The organism is Aeromonas media (assembly GCF_020423125.1).
GTDB classification, from domain to species: Bacteria; Pseudomonadota; Gammaproteobacteria; order Enterobacterales; family Aeromonadaceae; genus Aeromonas; species Aeromonas media.
Genome location: NZ_CP075564.1, coordinates 2969899 through 2992558 on the forward strand (window position 1 = coordinate 2969899; position 22660 = coordinate 2992558).

Sequence of the window (22660 nt, forward strand, 5' to 3'; positions counted from 1 at the left end):
CTAGTGATACTGGGCCAAATGGGAGAATACCTGCGGCAGGGAGTGTTCGAGCTGTTCGAGCAGGCGACCGGCCTCCTCCGCATCTTCCCGGCGACAGGCGAGCTCCAGCGCCATGACCTGACGATAGCTGGGCTCGGCACCGTAACTGCCACAAGAGGACTTCATGCTGTGGGCAAGGCGGGCCAGGGCGGTCCAGTCCCGCTGATCAAAGAGCGGCCTGAGCTGGGCAAGTTGCCCGCCCACCTCCTCGACGAACACCGAGATGACGACCGGCATCATGTCGTGACCTATGTCATCTGCCAGTTGCCGCAGCACTTTCTGATCCAGCCACTCCATCTTCTGTTCCCTATGATGGTATTCAAACAGACCACAATATAGCCGACCCGCACACCGGCTGTCATCCACTCTCCGGTGAGACTCGAGCGAAGTGCCTTGCCGCCATCAGAGTGTGAGCCAGTTCAAGTTATCAACACCCAGTCACAGGCAGGAAAGAGATAAATGTTGCCGTAAAATTAACAATAACGTAACAATGAAAGCCATGAGAATGATGCGGCTCAGCAACACCTCTCTCATCCCTTTTTGCCTGTATGGCTGCTGCGAAGAACCAGGGTAGGATTCTACCCTGGTATTTTTTATTTACGGGTCAGCAGCTTGGCTGCATTGCCGTATTCCAGCTCACCCAGCCTGAACAGGCAGAACTCCCCGGGCACCATCTTTACCCAGCTCTCGTTGCCGGTGAGCGGGCGGGTGGCTATCAGCGTCACCACGTCATTCGGAGTGGTCTCGCTCTGGAAGTCGATGGCCACGTCTTCATCCAGCAGACGGGCCTCGCCAAAGGGCGCCCTGCGGGTCAGCCAGTAGAGGTTGTTGCTGCAATAGGTCATCACGAACTCCCCATCCGACAGCAACATGTTGAATACCCCGAGTCCACGCAGCTCGTCGCACAGGGTCGCGAGATATCGGAACATGGCGGGGAAGTTCGCCGGACGCTTGGGGTATTTCTGCTCCAGCCTGTCGAGCAGCCAGCAGAACGCGTGCTCGCTGTCAGTGTCCCCCACCGGACGATGACGCCCGGTCGGCAGCCTCTTGTAGCCGGTCAGCTGGCCGTTGTGGGCAAAGGTCCAGTAGCGTCCCCACAGCTCGCGGGTGAAGGGATGGGTGTTTTCCAGCGACACGCATCCTCGGTTGGCCTGCCGGATATGGCTGACCACGGCGCGGCTCTTGATGGGCAACGCCTGCACCAGCTTGGCGATGGGTGACTGGGCACTGGGTTCGGGATCCTTGAAGGTGCGAAAGCCTCGCCCCTCGTAGAAGGTGATTCCCCAGCCATCCTTGTGGGGGCCCGTCTTGCCGCCCCGCAGCATCAGCCCGGTAAAGCTGAAGCAGATGTCGGTCGGCACATTGGCGCTCATGCCGAGCAGTTCGCACATGTCCAGTCCACTCCCTGAATTAATTGATCATCTTTGCGTCAATCAGCGAACTCAAGCTGGATACGAGGCGCCAGGATCGGTCATGGGCCCCCCGGCTGCCCCACCCGCCCTCTCTGATTACTTGGCCATCTCTTTTTCGACCAGCTGGATCAGGATGTGAATGACCTTGATGTGCACTTCCTGGATGCGGTCGGCATAGCCGAAGTGCGGCACCCGGATCTCGACATCGGCCAGGCCTGCCATCTTGCCACCGTCCTTGCCGGTCAGGGCGATGACCTTCATGCCTTTGGCGCGGGCAGCCTCGATGGCTTTGAGGATATTGCCGGAATTGCCGCTGGTGGAGATGCCGAGCAGCACGTCGCCACGACGGCCAACCGCTTCCACGTAGCGAGAGAAGACATAATCATAGCCAAAGTCGTTGGAGACGCAGGATAGGTGGCTGGGATCGGAGATGGCGATGCCGGCATAGCCAGGGCGGTTCTCGCGATAGCGGCCGGTCAGCTCTTCGGCAAAGTGCATGGCGTCGCAGTGGGAGCCGCCGTTACCGCAGGAGAGCACCTTGCCCTCTTCCTTGAAAGAGTCAGCCAGCAGTTTGGCGGCCGCCTCTATGTTCTTCAGATTTTGCTCATCGGCCAGAAAGGCCTGGAGCACGCCGGCAGCTTCGGTCAGTTCATTGTGGATAAGTTCTTGGTACATGGCGTCTGATGTCTCTTTGTATCGTCCAACATAGGGTTCCGCATTGTCGCACAAGCCAATCCAGTCGTCGCCCCCCTGCCCGCCAAGATGCGGCCTGCAGTACGTTAGGGCGATCACGGTGTCAAGGTAACAAGCTTGTAAATATCTTGATAATTTTGTGCGTATGAATTACAACAGGGACCACATCCAACAGGTCAGACCTCTGGATCAGTTAACCCACGTTTTCCCCAACTTCGGCAACTCATGCAAGGAGCGAAAAATGACGACGACCCTCACTCTGTTCGGGGTGATCCTGGTGATCGGCGCCATGGCTTACCGCCGGGCGTCACTGTTCACCGCCACGCTTGCCACGGCCGCCGCCCTGGCCGCCGGTGCCCTCTACGGCCATGTGCCCCTGCTGGTGTGGGTGCTGTTCGCGGTGATCGCCATCCCGCTCAATCTGGTGGAGTTTCGTCGCAACCAGCTGACCAAACCCCTGTTCAAGATCTACAAGTCCATCATGCCGGAGATGTCCCGCACCGAGAAGGAAGCCATCGAGGCGGGCACCACCTGGTGGGAAGCAGATCTGTTTGCCGGCAACCCGAACTGGAAGAAGCTGCACGCCATTCCGGTGAGCACCCTCTCCGCCGAAGAGCAAGCCTTCATGGATGGCCCGGTTGAAGACGTGTGCCGCATGGTCAACGACTGGGAAGTGACCCACGAGCGGGCCGATCTCTCTCCCGAGGTGTGGCAGTACCTGAAGGACCACAAGTTCTTCGCCATGATCATCAAGAAGAAGTACGGCGGCCTGGAGTTCTCCGCCTACGCCCAGTCCTGCGTGCTGCAAAAACTGTGCGGCGCCAGCGCCGTGCTCGCCTCCACCGTCGGCGTGCCCAACTCCTTAGGGCCAGGCGAACTGCTGCAGCACTACGGCACTGACGAGCAGAAAGACCACTACCTGCCCCGTCTGGCAGTCGGCAAGGAGATCCCCTGCTTCGCCCTGACCAGCCCGGAAGCGGGCTCGGATGCGGGCTCCATTCCCGACTTCGGCGTCGTCTGCAAGGGCGAATGGGAAGGGGAAGAGGTGCTCGGCATGCGCCTGACCTGGAACAAGCGTTACATCACCTTGGCCCCTATCGCGACTGTGCTGGGGCTGGCCTTCAAGCTGCGCGACCCGGATCACCTGCTGGGTGAGGAAGAGGAGCTTGGCATCACCTGTGCCCTGATCCCCACCGACATCAAGGGCGTCGAGATAGGCCGCCGTCACTTCCCCCTCAACGTACCGTTCCAGAACGGACCGACCCAGGGCAAGGATGTGTTCGTGCCGCTCGACTTCATCATCGGCGGCCCGGCCATGGCCGGCCAGGGCTGGCGCATGCTGGTGGAGTGTCTGTCGGTCGGTCGCGGCATCACCCTGCCCTCCAACAGCACGGGCGGTGTCAAGATGCTGGCCCTGGCGAGCGGTGCCTACAGCCGCATCCGTCGCCAGTTCAAGCTGCCCATCGGCAAGATGGAAGGCATCGAAGAGCCGCTGGCACGTCTCGGTGGCAACGCCTACATCATGGGCGCTGCCGCCAAGCTGACGGTGACCGGCATCGATCTGGGCGAGAAGCCGTCCGTCATCTCCGCCATCGTCAAGTACCACCTCACCGATCGTGCCCAGAAATGCATCATAGATGCCATGGACATCCACGGCGGCAAGGCCATCTGCATGGGCCCAAACAACTATCTGGCCCGCGGCTATCAGGGTGCACCCATTGCGGTCACGGTTGAAGGGGCCAACATCCTGACCCGCAGCATGATCATCTACGGTCAGGGCGCCATCCGCTGCCACCCTTATGTGCTGCCGGAGATGCTGGCCGCCAGCCATCCCGACAAGGAGCAGGCGCTGAAGGATTTCGACAAGGCGGTGTTCAGCCACGTCGGCTTTGCCATCAGCAACCTGGTGCGCAGCTTCTGGCTGGGCATCACCGGCGCCCGCTTCGCCTCAGCCCCCTACAGGGATCAGACCAAGGGCTACTATCAGCAGCTCTCGCGCCTCAGCGCCAACCTGGCCTTCCTGTCCGATATGGCGATGGGCACCCTGGGTGGCGAGCTCAAGCGCAAGGAGCGGGTCTCCGCCCGCCTCGGCGACGTGCTGAGCCAGCTCTATCTCGCCTCCAGCGCCCTCAAGCGTTATCAGGACGAGGGGCGCCAGCAGGCCGACCTGCCGCTGCTGCACTGGGCACTGCAAGACGCCATGTTCAAGGCACAGGAAGCCATCGACGAGTTGCTCCGCAACTTCCCGAACCGCTGGATTGGCCTGGCCTTGCGCGTCATCGTATTGCCGCTGGGTCGCGACATGAAGCGTCCCTCCGACAAGCTGGACAGCCAGGTTGCACGTCTACTGCAGACCCCGAGCGCCACCCGTGACCGTCTGGCCGAAGGGCAGTACCTCACCCGTGAGGAGGGCAACCCCTTCGGGTTGCTTGAACAGGCCCTCGATGACGTGCTGACCGCCGAGCCACTGTTTGACAAGGTGTGCAAGGCAGAGGGTCGCAAGCGTCCCTTTACCCAGCTGGACAAGGTGGCAGACGCCGGCCTGGCCCTGGGGGTCATCAACCAGACCGAGGCCGACCTGCTGCGCCGTGCCGAAGAGAGCCGCCTGCGCACCATCAACGTCGATGACTTCGACCCCATCGACCTGGTGGCCAACAAGGCGCTGTTTGAAGCGTCGGCCTATCACAGGGCAGCCTGATGCCATGAATGCCAAAACGCCTCCTTCGTGGAGGCGTTTTTCATGCTGGCATCTGCCCGGCAACCCCGGAGGCAGAAAGAGCGATTGGCTGGATCATATTTTGGATATCAATCCGTTTCCTATCTTGAATGAAGCGGTTAAGGTAAGCACAGGATCACAAACAGGATTGCGTAATGGATGATCAAATCCTGATTATTGACGATGAAGAGCTGCCCCAGACAGCACCGCGACCCGCCGGCTGGAAGGTGATGATAGTGGACGATGAGCCCGAGGTGCATCGCATCACCAAGATTACCCTGAGCAAGTTTGAGTTCGACGGTAAGCCCATCGATTTTCTGCACGCCTATTCGGCCGCCGAGGCCAAGTCATTGCTCGCCACCACCCCGGATGTCGCCCTGCTGCTGCTCGATGTGGTCATGGAAGCCGATCACGCCGGTCTGGAAGTGGTCAAGTTCGTGCGCGATGAACTGCAAAACAAGATGGTGCGCATCGTGCTGCGAACCGGCCAACCCGGCCAGGCGCCGGAAGATGACGTCGTCACCAACTACGACATCAACGACTACAAGGACAAGACGGAGCTCACCTCCCAGAAGCTACGCACCCTGCTGCGCGCCAGCCTGCGATCCTACCGGGACATTCGCACCCTGGAGAGCAATCGCCAGGGGCTGGAGAAGGTCATCGAGGCCTCCAAGGGGATCTTCGAGCAACGCGCCCTGCGCCAATTCGTCGAAGGGGCGCAGACCCAGCTCAGCGCCCTGCTCAATCTGGAAGAGTCCCAGATCTACGACGTGAAGCATCTGGCCTACGAGGTACGGGATCAGGTGCTGGAACCGCTGCTCAGCGAGGGCCCGGCCCTGCGCCTCAGTGAGGCGCCAGCCATACTGCGCTGCGCCATGGACAAGGGTGCCAACGTCTACGACGGCAACCAGATGGTGCTCTATTGCCAGAACCCCCGTCACCACCTGCTGTTCCACATCGAGACCACTCGCCCCCTCAGCCAGATGGATACCGGCCTGCTGAGTCTGTTCACCGAGAACATCATAGTGGCGCTGGAGAACATCCGGCTCAACGAGGTCATCGGCGACAATCAGCGCGAGATCATCTACCGCATCGGCGAGCTGGTGGAGAGCCGCTCCAAGGAGTCCGGCCTGCACGTCAAGCGGGTGGCACTCTACACCGAGCTGTTCTGCCAGTTGCTGGGCATGAACGAAGACAGGTGCGAGCTCATCAAGCGCGCCTCTCCCCTGCACGACATTGGCAAGGTGGGGATCCCGGATGCTATCCTGCACAAACCGGGCAAGCTCACCCCCGAGGAGTGGGAAATCATGAAGACCCACGCCCAGCTGGGGCAGGACATGCTCTCCGGCAGCGATCTCGCGCTGTTCCAGATAGGCGCCACCATCGCTGGGAACCACCACGAGAAGTGGAACGGCACCGGCTACCCCCGCGGGCTAAAGGGGGAGGACATACCGCTGGAAGGACGGATCGTCGCGCTGGCGGACGTGTTCGATGCCCTGGGCTCGGATCGCTGCTACAAGCAGGCCTGGCCGCTGGACCAGGTGCTGGCGCTGATCAGAGCAGAGAAGGGAGAGCACTTCGATCCCCTGCTGGTGGATCTGATGCTAGCCAACCTCGAGAAGTTCCTCGAGATCCGCGAGCAGTACAAGGACGTCTATATCGGCGCCCACTGAGACAGGGGGTACAACGAGCTGCCACCCCGCCATCATGAAGAAGCCGCCCATCGGGCGGCTTTTTTGCATGGAGCGCTGGCTACTGCTCCGGCAGATTGAGATCCAGTTTGGGAGCCGGGGGGACGACCTCGCTCTGCGCCTTCTGCGCCGCCATCACCTTGTGCAAGGTACGACGCTTTTGCAGCAGGATGAAGCCACCCGCCCCCAGCAGGAGCAGCAGCAGGCCACCGCCACCCAGAGCCCAGGGCAACCAGACCGGGCTTTCCCGTTCCTCAAACTTGGCCTGGGTCGCTACCGCCGCCGAGGTGGGAGACGCCGCTGAAGGGATGGGCGCAGGGGGCGGCATGATGGTGAACGACTTGACCGGCAGCTGCAGTTGCACCTCGCGGCCGAGCCGGGTGGTGCCAAACAGGGTCGCCTCCACCTTGTACTGGCCTGCCGCCTTGAGGGCGGAGAGATCGACGCCAAGGCGGGGCTCGGTTGCCACTGCATTGAAGGCCATGCTGACCCCTGAGCTGTCGATGGCCTTGCCCTGGATCACCACTGAGGCCGGCTCCAGCTCGTCGGCATCGATGAGCAAGGAGAGCTTGGCCCCAATGTCACCGGAAGGGGCATCCAGGGTGTAGCTCAGCGGCCAGGGGAAGAGCAGCACCTGCTGGGACTGGGCACGGGAAAACACCTGATTGCCGGTGCTGTAGAGGGCGCGATACTTGCCTGCCGGCACGTCCAGCACCGCCTCGGCGGTCAGGACGCCATCCCCGGGCACCTCATCGAGCCCCTTGCCATCATCGAGGTAGTGTCCGAGGGTCTCCTCGACGATGGGCTCCCCGCTCTGGGCCGCATCGTTGAACTGCTGCAGCTTCACCGTCAAGCCGAGATCGGAGAGGTAGTAGCCCGCCCCCGGCGCCGCCCCGTCGATCAGCAGCCTGGATTGCAGCTTGACCCGCTCCCCTTGATAGAGACGAGTCGGCAGCGCCTCGCTCTCGAGCCGGATGTCGCTGAGCAGGCGCACCCGGTTGTCGGGGTCCACCTCGCCGATGGCCTGCCAGGGGCCCGGCATGGGGTTGCGCACCGTGATGAGATCCTGATCCTTGAGGGCAAGCCAACCCACCTCCGGCGGCGTGACCTTGCCCACATAGAGCTTGCTGCCATCGGGCCGCACCAGGATCACCGACGGCGTGCCCGGCTTGCGCTTGATGATGAAGGTGATCTCCTTCACGCCGTAATCGATGCGAAAGCGGTTGTCGAGCAGTGGGATGTCGGAGGGGGCAAACACCTCGTTGGCCATGCCGGAAAGGGAGGTCAGCAGCAGCAGCCCTCCCCAGAGCGAACTCATTGCCGCCACAGGCAGGCTCCCCCTTTCTTCTGCACCAGATCCAGCCTGGCCTCATGAACGGCGACCACCTCGTCGCTGGCGCGCACCACCTTGAGGGGCGCACGGTTGCTCTCCAGTCGGCGGATCCCGGTGTCCTGGTTGCTGTCATTCTCGTTGCTCTCGCTGGCCAGATTGAGCTTGGTCTGGCCACCCGTCATCAGCAGGTAGACGTCCGCCAGGATCTCCGCATCGAGCAAGGCCCCGTGCAGGGTACGGTGGGAGTTGTCGATGCCGTAGCGATCGCACAGCACATCCAGGTTGTTGCGCTTGCCGGGGAAGAGGTCCCGCGCCATCGCCAGGGTATCCGTGATACCACAGATGTCCGCCGTCTTGAAGTCGAGGCCGAGCTTGCCGAACTCATAGTCCATGAAGCTCACGTCAAAGGGGGCGTTGTGGGCGATGATCTCGGCACCGCGGATGAAGGCGATGAAGTCGTCGGCTATCTGGCTGAAGGAGGGCTTGTCCGCCAGGAAGGCATCGGTGATGCCGTGCACCGCGATGGCCTCGGGGTCCACCAGCCGATCTGGTTTGATATAGACATGGAAATGGTTGCCGGTCAGTTTGCGGTTGATCACCTCCACACAGCCGATCTCGATGATGCGGTGCCCGAGGTAGACGGGGCCGCCTGCCGTGTTCATGCCTGTGGTTTCAGTATCCAGAATGATCTGGCGATTCAGTTGGGGTGTGCTCATGATCGAATCCATGTCAAACTTCGGTTTTATTCGCTAGTTTACCCCAAGACCCATGCTAAAAAAGATTGATTTGTATACGGATGGTTCCTGCCTCGGCAATCCTGGCCCCGGCGGTTATGGCGCCGTCATGGTTTATGGCAAGCACCGCAAGGAGTTGGCTGGGGGCTATCGGCTGACCACCAACAACCGGATGGAGCTGATGGCCGCCATCATGGGATTGCGCACCCTGAACGAACCCTGCCAGGTACGCCTGACCACCGACAGCCAGTATGTGCGTCAGGGCATCACCCAGTGGATCATCGGCTGGAAGAAGAAAGGCTGGATGACATCCAACCGCCAACCGGTCAAGAACGTCGATCTCTGGCAGGCGCTGGACGCGGAAGTGGCGCGCCACCAGATCGAATGGCTCTGGGTCAAGGGCCACTCCGGCCACCCGGAGAACGAACGTTGTGACGTACTGGCCCGGGATGCCGCCAGCGGCAAAGAGCTCGCCGAAGACACGGGCTACCAGCCCTGAGATGCCGAAGCATCTCTATAAATGAAGGGAACAGCCAGCGGTCTGTCGTGGCATCCTCGTTACCAACCCTGGCGCGCCATACCAGGCGCCGCCATCGACTCCGGCAGGCGCCAGCGACGGCGCACCGGGGTGACGGGGAAACGCCGCTTGCGGGCGGCTATCACATAGACAGAGGCAAAAGCTCTGCAGTAATCCCGCCCCAGGCTCTCCCGCCACCAGCCGATCCGGCTCTGCTTCCCCATGAAGGAGAAACCGAAGCGCTCGTCAAACATCACCTCGCACCCCAGCAGTTGCAACCAGTCGGTCACCCGGGCCGGGGTGAACATCCGCGCCGACCAGGGCAGGTGTTGTCGCATGAAGGGCAGGTAATGACCCAGGCCGACCAGGCTGGTGGGGTTGTAACCACTGACGATGAGCCAGCCGTCATCGGTCAGCACCCGCTCAGCCTCGCGCAGCACCTGGTGGGGATCCGGTGAAAAGTCGAGGCAGTGGGCGAGCAGGCAGGCATCCACGCTGCCGGTACGGATCGGCAAGGCAAGGGGATCCCCCTTGATATCCAGCAGGCGCCCGCCGGGGGCGACACCTAGCTGGTGGCGAATGGTGGAGCTGCCGCAGGAGAGCTCGGCGCTCAGGGCGCCAATTTTCAGCAGATGGTAGCCAAACAGATGAGGACACCAGTTGTCGAGCCGCTCCTGGAGCTCGGCCGCCACCCAGTCCCCCATGGGCAGTGCCGACCAGCTGGTCGGGATCGCGATCTGTTGTTCGGTACGTGCCAGCTGCATAATGGGACCAATCCGGGGTGCGAATGCCATCTTGTTATATAAGATCCCTTCCACAAAGAGAACACAAAGAGAAGCCGACCCATGTATACCGTCATCACAGTTCCCGCCTTCAGCGACAACTACATCTGGTTGATCCGACACGAAAATCACTGCCTGGTCGTGGATCCTGGCGAGGCGGCCCCCGTGCTGGAGCGCCTCGAGACGCTCGGGCTTGAGCTCGATGCCATCCTGCTGACCCACCATCATCGCGACCATGTGGGCGGCGTCACGGATCTGCTTCATCGCTTCCCCCATGCCCGCCTCTATGGCCCCAAACATGACCCCATGCCGGATCATCACGGCCAGTGGCTCGATGACGGGGATCAGATCAACTGGCACGGCCTGAGTCTGGATGTCCTCCACATCCCCGGCCATACCCTGGGCCACATCGCCTATCACGGCAATGGCATGCTGTTTTGTGGCGACACCCTCTTCAGTGCCGGCTGTGGCCGCCTGTTCGAAGGCAGCCCCGCCCAGATGTATGGATCCCTGCAGCGGCTCGCGGCCCTGCCCGATGACACCCTCCTCTATTGCGCCCATGAATACACCCTCTCCAACCTGCGTTTCGCCCATACGGTCGAGCCGGACAACCTGGCGATCCAGCGCCGGATCGGGGTGATCAGCAAGCTGCGTCAGCAGGGCCTGCCGAGTCTCCCCTCACGCCTGGGAGATGAGCGGCATTTCAATGTTTTTCTGCGCTGCAATGAGGACTCAGTGAAATTTTCTGCTGAGAAATACGCCCTTAAATGCTTGGAAAATCCAGAGGATACCTTCACCGTGCTGAGGGGCTGGAAGGACGTTTTTTGAACAAACCTTGATCAGGGGGCCATTGCCCCTTATGATGCGAGCTGTTTTTCCATAGATGACCTGAGCGAGATGAAGCTACGAACGGCCTTATTGGCGGCGCTGTTTCTCAGCGGCTGTCAAAACCTGAGCCATCAGGATGACCGGGCGATAACGGCAATCGAGCCGATCAAATCCCCCCAAGTCAGCAAGAAAACGTACAAGAAACACTCTTCCAGAATGCTGTTCGGCGACGAACAGTTAGAAGAGATGGATGACACCGATAACCTGTGGGTGCGTATCAGCGATGATATGCAGCTGGACTCGCACGAAAATGCCCGAGTCCGCCAGCAGCGTGATTGGTTACTTCGTAATGATAAGCATATGGCGACCATTGCCAGCCGGGCTGAGCCCTACCTGTATCTGATGGTAGAGGAAATCGAACGGCGTGAGCTGCCAATGGAGCTTATTACCATCCCCATGATCGAGAGCATGTTCGATCCCAATGCCCGCTCCCGCAGCAATGCGGTCGGTCTTTGGCAGTTCGTTCCGGCTACCGGCAAGAACTTCGGCCTGCGCCACGACAACTGGTATGACGGCCGCCGCGATGTATTGGCCTCCACCAATGCCGCACTGGACTATCTGGAGTACCTGAACCGTTTCTTCGACGGCGACTGGCTGCAGACGCTGGCCGCTTACAATGCCGGTGAAGGTCGGGTACGCAATGCCATCATCCGCAATCAGAAGGCCGGTCGGCCGACCGATTACTGGTCGCTGGACCTGCCCCGTGAAACCCGGATGTATGTGCCCAAGATCCTGGCCATGGCTGACATGATCCGCAATGCGGACAAGTACAATGTTACCCTGCCGGTGCTGGCCAACAAGCCGCAACTGCGGACCATCAACACAGGTGGCCAGATCGACCTGAACGTGGCGGCGCAGCTGGCCGGTGTCTCCGCTTCCCAGCTCAAGGCCCTCAATCCGGCACTCAAGCGTGGCATGACCTCGCCGCGAGGCCCCTACAACCTGTTGGTACCCGTCGAGTACGCCGACACCCTGGAGCTGGCCCTGGCCGATCTGCCCCAGCGTGAACGTACCCGTGGCGTACGCTCCTATCAGGTCACCAGCGGCGATACCCTCTCCCGCATCGCCCAGAACCACGGGGTGAGCGTGCAGCAACTCAAGCTGGCGAACAACCTGCGCGGCACCAATCTGCGCCGTGGCCAGAGCCTGATCATTCCCAACGGAGGACACGCAAGCCAGGCCGTTCAGAGCAAGCCACAACAGCTGGCGAGTGGCAACAAGATCCAGTATCAGGTGCGCTCCGGTGACAATCTGTGGAGCATCAGTCAGGCCCACGGGGTGACCCACGCCAATCTGGCCAAGTGGAACGGCTTGAGCACCAAGTCGGCCCTGAAACCAGGCATGAAGCTGGTGGTCTGGCCCAAGCAGGGCAAGGGCAGCAACAAGTCCATGGTCTATCAGGTGCGCCGCGGGGATTCTCTCTCCTCCATCGCCGCCCGCTTCCAGGTCGCCGTCAACGACGTGATGCGCTGGAACCAGCTCGGCAAGAGCGACTACCTCAAGCCGGGGCAGGAGCTGACCCTGTTCGTGAAGAACAACAGCTGATTGCTTATCACCGTACAAAAAAATACCCCGCGAGTGCGGGGTATTTTTTTATCTACCATCCATCACCCCTCAGGGGGTGATGGCCTGGGCCGCGAATCGCGCCATGATGGGATTGTGATCCGAAGCATCGGTGGCCGGTGAGCTCACTTCCACCAGGTCCAGGTTGCGGTAGTAGAGGTGATCCAGCGGGCGACCGAAGGCAGTACGGCGCAAATCAGGCACAGGGATGGCTTCCTGCAGGCCAAGCTCCCCAACCAGCTTGTTCAGCCAGAACTCGCGCTTGTCGCTCCAGGTATTGAAGTCTCCCCCCAGGATGACAGGACCCTGATGGCGATGGATCAATGCGGTCAGATCGTTGAGCTGCTCGCGGAAGGTGGCCATCCCTAACTCGAAATTGACCGCATGTAGGTTGACCACCAGCACACCGTCAGGATCCCCCTGCAAGGGGTAGAGACTCACCAGACCGGACTTGGGGATACGCAGCAGCGGCTCGGGGGAGCGCACACCACAGACGAAGGCCTGCGGTGTCTTGGTCACCGTCATGACACCGAAAGAGACGCCTCCCTGGGTGAACGCCTGCAGCTGTTGCCACTGAAAATCACCCGCACGGAGCCAGTGCAGCATCTCGGGCCGGGTCGCCGACTCCTGCAGCAGCACCAGATCCTGGGACTTGGCATATTCATTCAGCCCTTCACGCCAGTTCTTGCGCTGACCCTTGTAGAGATTCCAGACGGTGGTGCCGAACTCGCGGGGCAAGGCGGTGGAAGCCAGCGCCACCAGAGGCGGCTTCTGACAATCGACGCCGGGCACTATGCCCGCCGCCGTGACCAGGTGATCCTGATCCGGCACCTCGAAACAACCAACCAGCCCCAGCGTCAGCAGGGACGTCCCCAGAATCCGATAACTATTTTTCATTGGCTAACAATCACCTGCCTCTGCAACGCACCATGATCCTCACAGAGGTCATGGACGCCGACTAGTCTCATTATTCGTGTCCGGCCCGACTCATCCATGAGGGATCCCGCAATGGCGAGACAGCACCAGTACCGCGTGACATTTTATGATCAACAAGGAACTTGTCATCAAGTGGAGCTTTCCACCATCTATCAGATCAGACGGGATCCCCAGTGCGATCTCTGTCTGTTCGACACGGATCAGTGCGTCGGCTCGGAAGAGATGCTGGAACGCATGATACGGCAAAAAACCGGGCTTGAGCAGGAAATATCCATCATCAACGCCCGGCTCATCTGAGCAGATTCAGACCGGAACGGGGCGTGATTTACCCTGATCGTCGATGGCCACGTAGGTAAAGACCCCCTCAGTCACACAGTAACGCTGGGCCTCGTTCTCCCGCAGCACCGGCTTGACCCAGACCTCCAGCTTGAGGCGCATGGAGCTGCGCCCCACCTTCAGGCAGCGACCGTAGCAGCACACCACGTCGCCCACCTTGACCGGGCTGTGGAAGGTCATGCCCTCCACCGAGACGGTACAGATGCGTCCTTTTGCCAGCTCCTTGGCCATGATGCCCCCACCTATATCCATCTGGGACATGATCCACCCCCCGAAGATATCACCATTGGGGTTGGTATCGGCTGGCATCGCCAGGGTTCTCAGCAACAGCTCCCCATCGGGATGACGCTTTGTCTCTTCCATCATTACTGCTCTCTCTATCATGGATGGCGGCATGATAGGGGGCGATCCCGCCCTTGGCAAACCTCAATTGCCCGGCGGGCCCGCACCGCACAAGGCTCGCGGGCCCAGCCATCGACAAAGAAGACCAGGTTGAAACCCATCCTGACTCAGCCTTGCAAGGACACCTGCGCGGCAAACCAGTGGGCCGGATCCGGCCAGCAGTAGACGAAACCCAGTCGCTGGCAGATGCGCTGTCCCTCGATGGGGGAAAAATCCCCCGCCGGCTCGATGAACTGCGGGGGCGTCAGCCCGAGCAGACGGCTCGCGAAGGGATAGAGCTGCTCCCGGCGCGGGTGGACCGGGGCGCTCAGGTTATAGGCGTCCCCCTCCTGCCCCGCCGCCAGCATCAGCTGGCAGGCCGCCACCACATCGTCCAGATGCACCAGGTTCACCGCCTGCCCTCCTCCTGCCAGCGTCTTGCCCGCGAGGAAGCGCCCGGGGTGCCTGTCCGGGCCGTAGAGGCCGGCCGGACGTAGCACCATGGCACACGCAAAGCCGCCCTCCTGGACAGCCAGTTCTGCCGCCCGCATCCGCTCTCCCCTGGCGTTGGCCGGGCTCGGGGTCTCATCCTCCCCCTGCCCTGGCGCCCACACCGAGGTCGCGCTGATAAAGAGCACCTTGCCAGCACCTGCCGCCCTGGCCAGCTGACACAGCCGTGCCACCGACGCCGGGTAATCCTCGGTCTTGCTGGGGGGCACGCAGATCACCAGATCGCGGCAGCGAAACGGCAGCGGGCCCGCCATGTCCGGGGCCAGCAGCAGCGGCCAGGCCGCGATGCCCCCGTCACGCAACCGGGTCGCCTTCCCGAGGGAGCTGACTGTCACGGCGACGGACTGGCCCTGCGCCTGCAATGCCCGGGCCAACGGCAACCCCAGCCAGCCTGCACCCACTATTCCCGTCTGATACTCATGTTCGGTTGTCATCGGCAAAATCTCGGCAAAAAAAAACGGCCATCCTATGATGACCGTCGAAAGTAACGAAGGAAATAGCCGGATGAACCGGTTACCTCCCACAGCGGGAAAATCGGGAGCGCACGCTCCTAATTCGTGGAGCCTATGCTAGTGACTGCGCGGTTAAAAAGCTTTGAAGCGGATCACAGTTGAAAAGGATTTCTGAAAGCGCTTTCAATGTTTGGCGAGAAAATTGGCCCACTTGGGGCCAATCCATTGCTCAGGCCACAGACTCCCGGCGTACCAGTTCCGCTTCAAACTTGAGCGCCAAGCCCTCCACCGGCTTGTGATCCAGCAGGCGCAAGGCCAGCTCCGCGGCCCGCTCTCCCATCTCCTCGATGGGGTAGCGCACCGTGGTGAGCTTGGGATAGATGTAACGGGCATAGGGGATGTCATCGAAACCGACCACCGAGACCTGTTGCGGTATCTTGTAGCCCCGCTCCAGCAGGCAGGAGATGGCACCCGCCACCATGGCATCATTGAAGCCCAGCACGGCCGTGAAGGGGACGCCGCGCTCCAGCAGCTCGCTCATGGCCACATAGCCCCCCTTCTCGTCGGCGAAGGCGCGACCGATGAGGGCAGGATCCAGCTCGATACCGGCCCGTTGCAGGGCGACGCGATAGCCGGCCATCCGCTGCTGGCCATCGACGAACTCCTCGTCATCCGAGGTGATGAAGGCGATCCGGCTGTGCCCCGCGTCCAGCAGGTGCTGACAGGCGGTGGTGATGCCCGCCTGGTTGTCGAGCCAGACGCAGCGCTCCTCGCAGCCCGGCACCTGGCGATTGATGAAGACGATGGGAGTGGACCCCGACGCCAGCTCGCTCAGTTCTTCGTCCGGCAGCGCCTTGCTGTGCAGGATCAGGGCGTCACACTGGCGTTGCAGCAGCGCCTGGATGGCGTGACGCTCCCGGGCCGCGTCGTGGTTGCCGGAGACCACTATGGTGAACTTGTTCGCCTTGTCGACCATGCTCTCGATGCCACGCATCATCTGGGCGAAGAAGGGGCCACCACAGAGATCCCCAACCAGGACACCGATGCAGTTGGAACGCTTGCTTACCAGGGCCTGGGCGAAGCTGTTTGGACGAAAGCTCAGCTCCTTCATGGCCGCGAGCACGGCCTCGCGCTTCTCGGGTGCAACCTGCGCCGTGTTGTTGATGACTCGCGACACCGTCGAAATGGACACATTCGCCAGCTGAGATACGTCTTTGATCGTTGCCACTCTCAATTCCTTTGTTGGGGAAGCCTGTCTGTGTTGATCGGGCATTATATCGAACCAGTCAGACCAAGACGCGGCGCCCGATCACCTGACAGGTTTCCTTTTGTAACAAAGCTTAAGGGATAATACCATTCTGAGGCAAGAATGGGAGGCAGTCGCTGACACGACTGCCTCCGCACTCAATAGGCGTGATTGAGCTCGCGTTCCGACATGAAACGCAGGGGTTGCTGCAGCTTGTGCTGGTAGATGAGATCGAAGGAGAGCACGTTCTGGACGTAGTTGCGTGTCTCTCTATAGGGGATGCTCTCCACCCAGACATCCATCGGTTTGTTGGTGCTCTGTTCCCGCCAGCGTTTGACCCTGCCGGGACCCGCATTGTAGGCCGCCGCCGCCAGGATCCGGTTGCCGTCATACACGTCCAGCAGCCGCTTGAGGTAGGCGCTGCCGAGGCGAATGTTCATGGCCGGGTCGAACAGCTGCTGCTCGTTGCGATAGGGTACTCCCAGTTTGCTGGCGGTCTCTCTCGCGGTGGCTGGCATCAGCTGCATCAGGCCACGCGCCCCGACCGGCGACTGCGCCAGCGGATAGAGGGCGCTCTCCTGACGGGAGATGGCGTAGAGCAGGCTGGTGTTCATGGTGCGCTCCTGCGCCATCTGGGAGAAGGTACGCTTGAGGGGCAAGGGGAAGCGCAAGTCCAGCGCATCCCAGGCCTCGGCCCGGATGCTGGAGAGGATCGCCAGCTCGTGCCAGCCCTGGTTGAGGGCGATATGACCGAACTCCAGGCGCTGGGCCACGGGGTTGCGATCCATGTTGTGAATCCACTCGGAACGCGCCGCCGTGATCTCGTTCATCGCCAGCAGCTCGCGCACCCGCACCAGGAAAGGCCAGCGGCTGCTGGCGGTGCGCCAGTCCGGCACCTTGTGCCCCACGCTCTGGTTCTTGATGCGATAGGGCACACCGGTGCGCTGCGCCGCCATGAAGCCATAGAAGCCGCGCAGATTGGCGGTCTCGAGATAAAGCTCCCGCGCCGGTTTTTGCCGCCCCTGCACCTCCAAGGAGCGTGCCAGCCAGTAGCGCCAGCGATCCTCCTTCTGCAATGCCATGGGCATCTTCTTGACCCAGCCTTCGAGGCCGCGCCAATCCTGTTCCCAGATGGCGAGGCGTGCCCGCAGCTCCACCAGCTCGGCATCCTTCATCCGCACCAGGGTCGCATCCAGCCAGCTGCGCTGGGCGGTGGATCTGTCCAGCAGCAGGCGGCGGGCAGCGGCCCGCTCCACCCGGGCAACCTCGGCCTGGTTCAGGCCGAAGCGGCGCTTCATCTCCCCCAGCTGACGCAGGGCGGGCTCGGGCTGCTCATTGGCATAGCGGGCCAGGCCCAGGGAGAGCAACTGCCTCGACTGCGGCGCCGTCGTGAAATAAACCGGGTTCATCGCCCTGGCCGGTTGTTCAAACAGGGCTATCATCTGATCCCCATAGGGTTTCAGACTCCCTCCCAGCTGGGGGCCGAGGTGGCGGATGAGATTGGGGTTCTGCGCCTCGAAGGCCAGGTTCATCCGCTGCCAGATCTTCTCCTGGGTGCGCAGGCCTGCCTGCTGCCAGAGCTGGAACAGGGGATCGCAGGCATCGGGCCTGGACTGACCGGTCAGCCAGAGCTTGCCCGCTTCCTGCAGAGCCTCGCTCTTGTGGCCGGTGTAATAGCGGGCCTGATAGTGCATGCAGAGCAGATCGGTGGAGTTCGGCTTGGCCGGGTAGAAGCGCAGGAACTGGGACCACTGCTGGCTCTGGGCCAGGTAGGTGAGGTAAGCGCGCTCCAGGCGATTGGACTGGGGCGTGTCCCCGTGCTGGCGGATGAAGCGGGTCACGCTGCCGTACTCCGCCGCCCCGGGCCGGAACGCCAGCTGGTAGTAATCCAGATAGGGCAGCAGCGGATAGTGGTTGAGACGGGCGCGGATCTGCTGGAAGCGCTCCTGATCGTTGGCACGCACGGCGTCATAGCCCTCACGATAGAGGGACTGCTCCATGGTTTGCGCAAAGACGGGTGCCACAAGCCCTGGCACGCACAGCGCCGAAAAGATGATTCCCTGCACGGCTTTCACGAAAGGCATTCTCCCTTAAGAAGAGGCATGACCACCGCCCGTTGGCGGTGGTGAGATACCTTCATTCTACCCGTTAAATATGGGCGCTACGCCACACTATTTTTGTCGGCAGGAGCGGCGCGATCATGGCGTGTCAGGCGGCTGATGTAGCGCTCCAGATAGGGCACGGGCAGCGGCTTGGAGGCGAGATAGCCCTGGAAGAAATGGCAGCCCTGCGCCTGCAGGAATTCCAGCTGCTGGCGGGACTCCACCCCCTCGGCCGTCACGTTGAATCCCATGTGGCGGGCCATGGCGATCACCGCCTCGACGATGGCCATGTTGTCGCCATCCTTGGGGATGTCCTGAATGAAGGATCGGTCGATCTTGAGTTCATCGGCGGGCAGCCGTTTGAGGTAGCTCAGGGAGGAGTAGCCCGCACCGAAATCGTCGATGGCGAAGCTGATGCCAAGGGTCTTGAGCTCGGCCATCTTGCTGATGGTGTCCTCCGCATGACCGAGCACCACGGACTCGGTGATCTCCAGGTTCAGGCAGGAGGGATCCATGCCGGTGGCGGCCAGCACATCGAGGATCCGATCGACGAAATCGTGGGCATGGAACTGCTTGGCACTGACGTTGACCGACAGCTGGGGCACGTGGATCCCGTTCTCCTCCCAGGATACATACTGGGTACAGGCCTCATGCAACACCCAATTGCCGATGTCGACGATGAGATCCGTCTCCTCTGCGATGGGGATGAACTCCGCAGGAGAGACCAGGGCCCGCCCCGGCGGCTGCCAGCGGATCAGCGCCTCCACCCCGATGATGTCACCCCCTTCGACCATGTGCTGGGGTTGATAGTGGAGGGTCAGCTCCTGATTGTTGAGGGCACTGCGCAGCTCGTTGTGAATGAGCAGACGCCGATCAGCCTGCAACTGCATGGAGGCATCGAAGAAACGCCGCGTCTTGCGGCCCGCCGACTTGGCCTGATACATGGCGGTGTCGGCCTGCTTGAGCAGGTCCCCGGCTTCCTGCTCCCGGCCAGGGAACAAGGTGATACCGACGCTGGCTCCGATGTGCAGCACCTGGCCGCCATGACTGTAAGGGGCGGCAATCTCCCCGATGAGCCGCTCCGCGATGAGGTCGGCCTGCATCTCGGCCTGGGGCGGGCTGATGGAGAGGCCGGGCAGCAGCAACACGAATTCGTCGCCGCCGAGCCGGGCCAGACAATCCCCCTGTCGCACCAACCGCTTGAGGCGGCTCGCCACCTCTTTGAGCAACCAGTCGCCGGTGGCATGACCCAGGGAGTCATTGATGGTCTTGAAGTGATCGAGATCGATGAACAGCAAGGCACCGATCAGGTGCTCGCGGCTCGCCTCCGCAAACGCCTGGGCCAGGGTCTCATGGAGCTGACGGCGATTGGGCAAACCGGTCAGCTCGTCGTAATAGGCGAGATCCTGGATGCGGCGCTCCGCCGCCTTACGCTCGGAGATGTCTTCGAAGAAGATGACATAGTGGCTGATGCCCCCCTTGTCATCCTGGACCGGCGTGACGATTTCCCACTGGGGATAGACATGGCCGTCGGCGTGCAGACGCAGGGTCTCCCCCTGCCAGCGATCCAGAGCATTGAGCTCATAGCCTAGCCCCCCGAGACCGGACCAGAGGTCGTTGCCAAGGTGCAGGCCTATCACTCCCTGGCTGTCGAAGCCGGTGATCTGGCTGAAGGCGTAATTGACCCGCAGGATCTTGAAGTCGGGATCCGTGATGATGATGCCTTCATGGGTTTCGAACGCCACGGCAGAAAGCAGCATCAGGGCGTCGCTCTGCAGGCGCTCCAGCTCGGCCACCATGCGTACCGAGAAGATGGTCAGCACGGATCCCAGATCGGCGGTCTGGGTCTGGTTCGGAAACAGCAGGGCGAGATGGCCCAGGATCTGGCCACTGCGATCCAGCAGTGGCTGGGCGTAGTAGTGCTGGCCCGGGGGCAGGCAGGTGCAGCCGATAAGAGGTTCACTCACGGGGGTCGCACTGGTGACGCCCTGCCGGTAGAGCTGCTGGCAGGGCATGTCAGCCAGGGCATACTCCTTGAAGTCGATGCCGTGGCTCGCCAGCACCCTGAGCCGGTCAAGGCCCACTCGTTCCGTCAGCCAGACCGCGTTGGCCCCCAGAATATGGGCGAGCTCGTTGACCAGGGTATGGCAGAAATCGAGGCCAGTCCTCGCGGAGAGTGCCCGCGCCAGCTGAGCCAGCAAGGGCGCCTGCAGCAGAGGAAGTGGCGGAGTGATACCGGCTGACGGCTCGGCGCAGCTCACGGCATTGTGGGACATCTCCAGCGGTGCCAGCCAGCCGCAGCAGAGCTGCTGGGCCGGCACATACTGGCCGTACCAGAGCACATGATGCACAGTGCCAGCCTCATCGCAGAGGTGGCCGATGAACTGACCGGGTTGACCCGAATGGTGGAGTCTTGCGAGAAAATCGGCGAAACCGGCTTCATCTTCTTTTGCCAGTTGGCGGGCCCAGGGATGAGCCCCTTCCTCCTGCCAGGGCTGGCAAGAGAGATGATCAGACAGGCTCCACTGCTCATGCTGCCGATCATAAAACCACATCATCTGGGTGGCTTGTTGCTTCATTTACGACTCCAACACTACAACCACGTTATCCACCCCGACACATGCAGAAAAGCATATCCGTTTGTGCGCATACCACCATCGGCGCATGGCAATCCTTTTGCGATGCGATAAACGATGTGGGTAGAGAAAATGCGAGACTGAGCGGTGAAAACCAGACATCGGGTCGACACAAGGCGCTGCCAAGGGGGGGACAGAAACGATCCTATTCGCGCATACTGCCTGCCCGTTTCGTTGAGCTCAAGCGGTTTTTGGCATGAAACGGGAAAAGCTCACAATTTAGGGATTGCCGGATCACCAAGGGGATGTTTTGTGATTTATGTCACATTTTCATCCGACCACATGGGTAATCTGAGGGTGAAGACACAAGCAAGACGACCCGAAGGGGGCCAAGTATGAAAATCGAAATGACCAGTAAAATCATCGACATTACCCCAGCCATCCGCGAGCGCATTGAATCCCGTTTTGAAAAGCTCGAGCGTCTTCAGGTGCCTCTTATCACACCCCATGTGATCATCTCCAAAGAGCGTTTGATGTATATCGTCGAGGCCACCGCCGGCATTCCCAACGGCAAGTTGTTTGCGCAGGCAGAGCACGAGGATCTGTATGCCGCCATCACGGATCTGGGCCAGAAGCTGGAGCGCCAGCTCAATCGCCACATTGAAAAACCCCTCGCTCGCCGCGCGGCGGTCGTAGGCAAGGATGTTCCCGAGGTGGACGAAGCCGACGCCTGATCCAGACTGTTATCTCTTCATTAATGCAAAAAGGCGGGTCATCCCGCCTTTTTGCATCTTGTTCCTGTGCCTCTGGCATCAAGCCAGCCAACGCAAGCGCACATCCACTCCGCGCGTCAGATCATCCAGCAACGGCAGCATGAGCAAGGGATCCTCGTCTCTTGGCTGGGAAGCCAGCTTGCCTTGCCAGCGTTCCCGCCCAAGCGCCGAGAGATTGTCATACACCGCGGGATCCAGCGCCGGTGTCCGGTTGACCAGCGGAGGGGATCGCAGCGCCAGCCAGAGCCGCACATCGGCCATGCAACCCCCCTGCTGCAGACGCTCGTTGAGCGCACCGGCGTCTGACTCCTGCAGATCTCCCTGCAAGGCGGCCTGGGGCATCAGGCCGAAATGGGTACGCCATACCTGCTCTTGCTGCGGCGCTGCCGGCGCGCCCCCAAACCAGGGTTGCTCCTCGACCGCGTCGGTCAGTAGCGCCAGGTGCAGCCGGAAGTCGGCCCTGTCTCCCTGGCGGAGATCCTGGTTGAGCCGCTGGCCCAACTGGGCTTCATCGACGAGCAATCGATCACGAATCGCACTGGGCAGCATGAGATAAATCTTGGAAATGAAGGTTTCATTGCTTATCGGCCGTGAACCCAATCCTTTAAGCATTAAAAATCCCTGCCAAGGGGTTCACAAGCGCGACAGATCTGTTAGTATGCGCCTCGCACTTGGGGAGGGGTTCCCGAGCGGCCAAAGGGATCAGACTGTAAATCTGACGGCTCTGCCTTCGAAGGTTCGAATCCTTCTCCCTCCACCATTCAAGTGCAACAATCAGGTCATACCCCGTGGAGGGGTTCCCGAGCGGCCAAAGGGATCAGACTGTAAATCTGACGGCTCTGCCTTCGAAGGTTCGAATCCTTCTCCCTCCACCATTTTTCTGAAGACCCGGCCTCGCGCCGGGTTTTTGCTTTTCCGGGCCATCTCAATCCCGCCCTGCCAGACAGCACCATGAAAAACGGGAGGCCTTGGCCTCCCGT

20 protein-coding genes and 2 tRNA genes are annotated in these 22660 nt (G+C 61.2%); 9 read left to right on the forward strand and 13 right to left on the reverse strand.

Features of this window, described 5'->3' with window-relative positions:
* The 3 genes from KI797_RS13595 to lpcA form a co-directional block, all read right to left on the reverse strand.
* The gene (locus KI797_RS13595) at positions 1-336 is read right to left on the reverse strand and encodes an Hpt domain-containing protein (protein WP_005325550.1); all 336 of its coding nucleotides are present in this window, start codon (positions 334-336) and stop codon (positions 1-3) included.
* A 296-nt stretch (positions 337-632) separates the two neighbouring features.
* Positions 633-1430, reverse strand: coding sequence for a class II glutamine amidotransferase (locus tag KI797_RS13600; RefSeq protein WP_005325551.1), 798 nt, complete (start codon positions 1428-1430; stop codon positions 633-635).
* Between the two features lie 117 nt (positions 1431-1547).
* Positions 1548-2126 (reverse strand): D-sedoheptulose 7-phosphate isomerase, encoded by a 579-nt coding sequence (lpcA, locus tag KI797_RS13605; RefSeq protein WP_226169705.1) that lies wholly within the window; start codon positions 2124-2126, stop codon positions 1548-1550.
* A gap of 259 nt (positions 2127-2385) precedes the next feature.
* On the opposite strand from lpcA, the gene fadE reads away from it, so the two are divergent.
* Positions 2386-4842: an acyl-CoA dehydrogenase FadE gene (gene fadE / locus KI797_RS13610; protein WP_226169706.1), complete on the forward strand. Its 2457-nt coding sequence runs from the start codon at positions 2386-2388 to the stop codon at positions 4840-4842.
* Between the two features lie 173 nt (positions 4843-5015).
* A complete protein-coding gene (locus tag KI797_RS13615) occupies positions 5016-6533 on the forward strand; it encodes an HD domain-containing phosphohydrolase (RefSeq protein WP_226169707.1) in 1518 nt (505 codons plus the stop codon).
* Positions 6534-6612: 79 nt separating this feature from the next.
* On the opposite strand, the gene KI797_RS13620 is transcribed toward KI797_RS13615, so the two are convergent.
* Together KI797_RS13620 and dnaQ are read right to left on the reverse strand one after the other, a co-directional pair.
* The gene (locus tag KI797_RS13620) at positions 6613-7869 is read right to left on the reverse strand and encodes a TIGR03503 family protein (protein ID WP_171269168.1); all 1257 of its coding nucleotides are present in this window, start codon (positions 7867-7869) and stop codon (positions 6613-6615) included.
* Positions 7866-8600 (reverse strand): DNA polymerase III subunit epsilon, encoded by a 735-nt coding sequence (gene dnaQ / locus KI797_RS13625; protein ID WP_043132854.1) that lies wholly within the window; start codon positions 8598-8600, stop codon positions 7866-7868. Before dnaQ ends, KI797_RS13620 begins: the two co-directional genes overlap by 4 nt.
* A 52-nt stretch (positions 8601-8652) precedes the next feature.
* Between dnaQ and rnhA the strand changes: the two genes are divergently transcribed.
* Positions 8653-9117 (forward strand): ribonuclease HI, encoded by a 465-nt coding sequence (gene rnhA, locus KI797_RS13630; RefSeq protein WP_041206137.1) that lies wholly within the window; start codon positions 8653-8655, stop codon positions 9115-9117.
* A gap of 59 nt (positions 9118-9176) precedes the next feature.
* Here rnhA and KI797_RS13635 read toward each other — a convergent pair whose 3' ends face one another.
* On the reverse strand, positions 9177-9899 hold the full coding sequence (locus tag KI797_RS13635) for a class I SAM-dependent methyltransferase (protein WP_005325566.1): 723 nt from the start codon (positions 9897-9899) through the stop codon (positions 9177-9179).
* An 81-nt stretch (positions 9900-9980) separates the two neighbouring features.
* Between KI797_RS13635 and gloB the strand changes: the two genes are divergently transcribed.
* Together gloB and KI797_RS13645 are read left to right on the forward strand one after the other, a co-directional pair.
* On the forward strand, positions 9981-10745 hold the full coding sequence (gene gloB, locus KI797_RS13640) for a hydroxyacylglutathione hydrolase (protein ID WP_226169708.1): 765 nt from the start codon (positions 9981-9983) through the stop codon (positions 10743-10745).
* A 69-nt stretch (positions 10746-10814) separates the two neighbouring features.
* A complete protein-coding gene (locus KI797_RS13645) occupies positions 10815-12350 on the forward strand; it encodes a LysM peptidoglycan-binding domain-containing protein (RefSeq protein ID WP_226169709.1) in 1536 nt (511 codons plus the stop codon).
* A gap of 69 nt (positions 12351-12419) precedes the next feature.
* Here the strand turns inward: KI797_RS13645 and KI797_RS13650 are convergent, their stop codons facing one another.
* Positions 12420-13265, reverse strand: coding sequence for an endonuclease/exonuclease/phosphatase family protein (locus KI797_RS13650; RefSeq protein WP_226169710.1), 846 nt, complete (start codon positions 13263-13265; stop codon positions 12420-12422).
* Between the two features lie 111 nt (positions 13266-13376).
* Here KI797_RS13650 and KI797_RS13655 point away from each other — a divergent pair, with 111 nt between their 5' ends.
* The gene (locus tag KI797_RS13655) at positions 13377-13601 is read left to right on the forward strand and encodes a hypothetical protein (RefSeq protein WP_042650248.1); all 225 of its coding nucleotides are present in this window, start codon (positions 13377-13379) and stop codon (positions 13599-13601) included.
* A 6-nt stretch (positions 13602-13607) separates the two neighbouring features.
* Here KI797_RS13655 and yciA read toward each other — a convergent pair whose 3' ends face one another.
* The 5 genes from yciA to KI797_RS13680 all read right to left on the reverse strand — a co-directional run bounded on the left by yciA (position 13608) and on the right by KI797_RS13680 (position 20910).
* Positions 13608-14006 (reverse strand): acyl-CoA thioester hydrolase YciA, encoded by a 399-nt coding sequence (yciA, locus tag KI797_RS13660; RefSeq protein ID WP_005325590.1) that lies wholly within the window; start codon positions 14004-14006, stop codon positions 13608-13610.
* A gap of 143 nt (positions 14007-14149) precedes the next feature.
* Positions 14150-14965, reverse strand: a complete 816-nt coding sequence (locus KI797_RS13665; protein WP_226169714.1) for an NAD-dependent epimerase/dehydratase family protein — start codon at positions 14963-14965, stop codon at positions 14150-14152.
* 247 nt (positions 14966-15212) lie between these two features.
* On the reverse strand, positions 15213-16211 hold the full coding sequence (locus KI797_RS13670; protein WP_041206143.1) for a LacI family DNA-binding transcriptional regulator: 999 nt from the start codon (positions 16209-16211) through the stop codon (positions 15213-15215).
* A gap of 176 nt (positions 16212-16387) precedes the next feature.
* Complete coding sequence (locus KI797_RS13675) at positions 16388-18304, reverse strand: transglycosylase SLT domain-containing protein (RefSeq protein WP_226169716.1); 1917 nt, start codon at positions 18302-18304, stop codon at positions 16388-16390.
* A gap of 86 nt (positions 18305-18390) precedes the next feature.
* Positions 18391-20910 carry a putative bifunctional diguanylate cyclase/phosphodiesterase gene (locus tag KI797_RS13680; protein ID WP_226169717.1) on the reverse strand — a complete coding sequence of 840 codons (2520 nt, stop codon included), beginning with the start codon at positions 20908-20910 and terminating at the stop codon, positions 18391-18393.
* Between the two features lie 392 nt (positions 20911-21302).
* Here KI797_RS13680 and hpf point away from each other — a divergent pair, with 392 nt between their 5' ends.
* Entirely contained in the window at positions 21303-21641 is a 339-nt protein-coding gene (gene hpf, locus KI797_RS13685) for a ribosome hibernation-promoting factor, HPF/YfiA family (RefSeq protein WP_005325604.1), read from the forward strand.
* A 78-nt stretch (positions 21642-21719) separates the two neighbouring features.
* On the opposite strand, the gene KI797_RS13690 is transcribed toward hpf, so the two are convergent.
* Complete coding sequence (locus KI797_RS13690) at positions 21720-22229, reverse strand: VC2046/SO_2500 family protein (protein ID WP_226169719.1); 510 nt, start codon at positions 22227-22229, stop codon at positions 21720-21722.
* 126 nt (positions 22230-22355) lie between these two features.
* Here KI797_RS13690 and KI797_RS13695 point away from each other — a divergent pair.
* Together KI797_RS13695 and KI797_RS13700 are read left to right on the forward strand one after the other, a co-directional pair.
* Positions 22356-22440 (forward strand) — tRNA-Tyr (locus KI797_RS13695).
* Positions 22441-22470: 30 nt separating this feature from the next.
* Positions 22471-22555 (forward strand) — tRNA-Tyr (locus KI797_RS13700).
* Positions 22556-22660: the final 105 nt, after the last annotated feature.

Coding starts and splice junctions, on each gene's coding strand:
- dnaQ (WP_043132854.1), bottom strand. CDS start 8,600: ATGAGCACACCCCAACTGAATCGCCAGATCATTCTGGATACTGAAACC.
- KI797_RS13650 (WP_226169710.1), bottom strand. CDS start 13,265: ATGAAAAATAGTTATCGGATTCTGGGGACGTCCCTGCTGACGCTGGGG.
- KI797_RS13635 (WP_005325566.1), bottom strand. CDS start 9,899: ATGCAGCTGGCACGTACCGAACAACAGATCGCGATCCCGACCAGCTGG.
- yciA (WP_005325590.1), bottom strand. CDS start 14,006: ATGATGGAAGAGACAAAGCGTCATCCCGATGGGGAGCTGTTGCTGAGA.
- KI797_RS13615 (WP_226169707.1), top strand. CDS start 5,016: ATGGATGATCAAATCCTGATTATTGACGATGAAGAGCTGCCCCAGACA.
- gloB (WP_226169708.1), top strand. CDS start 9,981: ATGTATACCGTCATCACAGTTCCCGCCTTCAGCGACAACTACATCTGG.
- KI797_RS13600 (WP_005325551.1), bottom strand. CDS start 1,430: ATGTGCGAACTGCTCGGCATGAGCGCCAATGTGCCGACCGACATCTGC.
- rnhA (WP_041206137.1), top strand. CDS start 8,653: ATGCTAAAAAAGATTGATTTGTATACGGATGGTTCCTGCCTCGGCAAT.
- KI797_RS13690 (WP_226169719.1), bottom strand. CDS start 22,229: ATGCTGCCCAGTGCGATTCGTGATCGATTGCTCGTCGATGAAGCCCAG.
- KI797_RS13665 (WP_226169714.1), bottom strand. CDS start 14,965: ATGACAACCGAACATGAGTATCAGACGGGAATAGTGGGTGCAGGCTGG.
- hpf (WP_005325604.1), top strand. CDS start 21,303: ATGAAAATCGAAATGACCAGTAAAATCATCGACATTACCCCAGCCATC.
- lpcA (WP_226169705.1), bottom strand. CDS start 2,126: ATGTACCAAGAACTTATCCACAATGAACTGACCGAAGCTGCCGGCGTG.
- KI797_RS13655 (WP_042650248.1), top strand. CDS start 13,377: ATGGCGAGACAGCACCAGTACCGCGTGACATTTTATGATCAACAAGGA.
- fadE (WP_226169706.1), top strand. CDS start 2,386: ATGACGACGACCCTCACTCTGTTCGGGGTGATCCTGGTGATCGGCGCC.
- KI797_RS13645 (WP_226169709.1), top strand. CDS start 10,815: ATGAAGCTACGAACGGCCTTATTGGCGGCGCTGTTTCTCAGCGGCTGT.
- KI797_RS13680 (WP_226169717.1), bottom strand. CDS start 20,910: ATGAAGCAACAAGCCACCCAGATGATGTGGTTTTATGATCGGCAGCAT.
- KI797_RS13620 (WP_171269168.1), bottom strand. CDS start 7,869: ATGAGTTCGCTCTGGGGAGGGCTGCTGCTGCTGACCTCCCTTTCCGGC.
- KI797_RS13595 (WP_005325550.1), bottom strand. CDS start 336: ATGGAGTGGCTGGATCAGAAAGTGCTGCGGCAACTGGCAGATGACATA.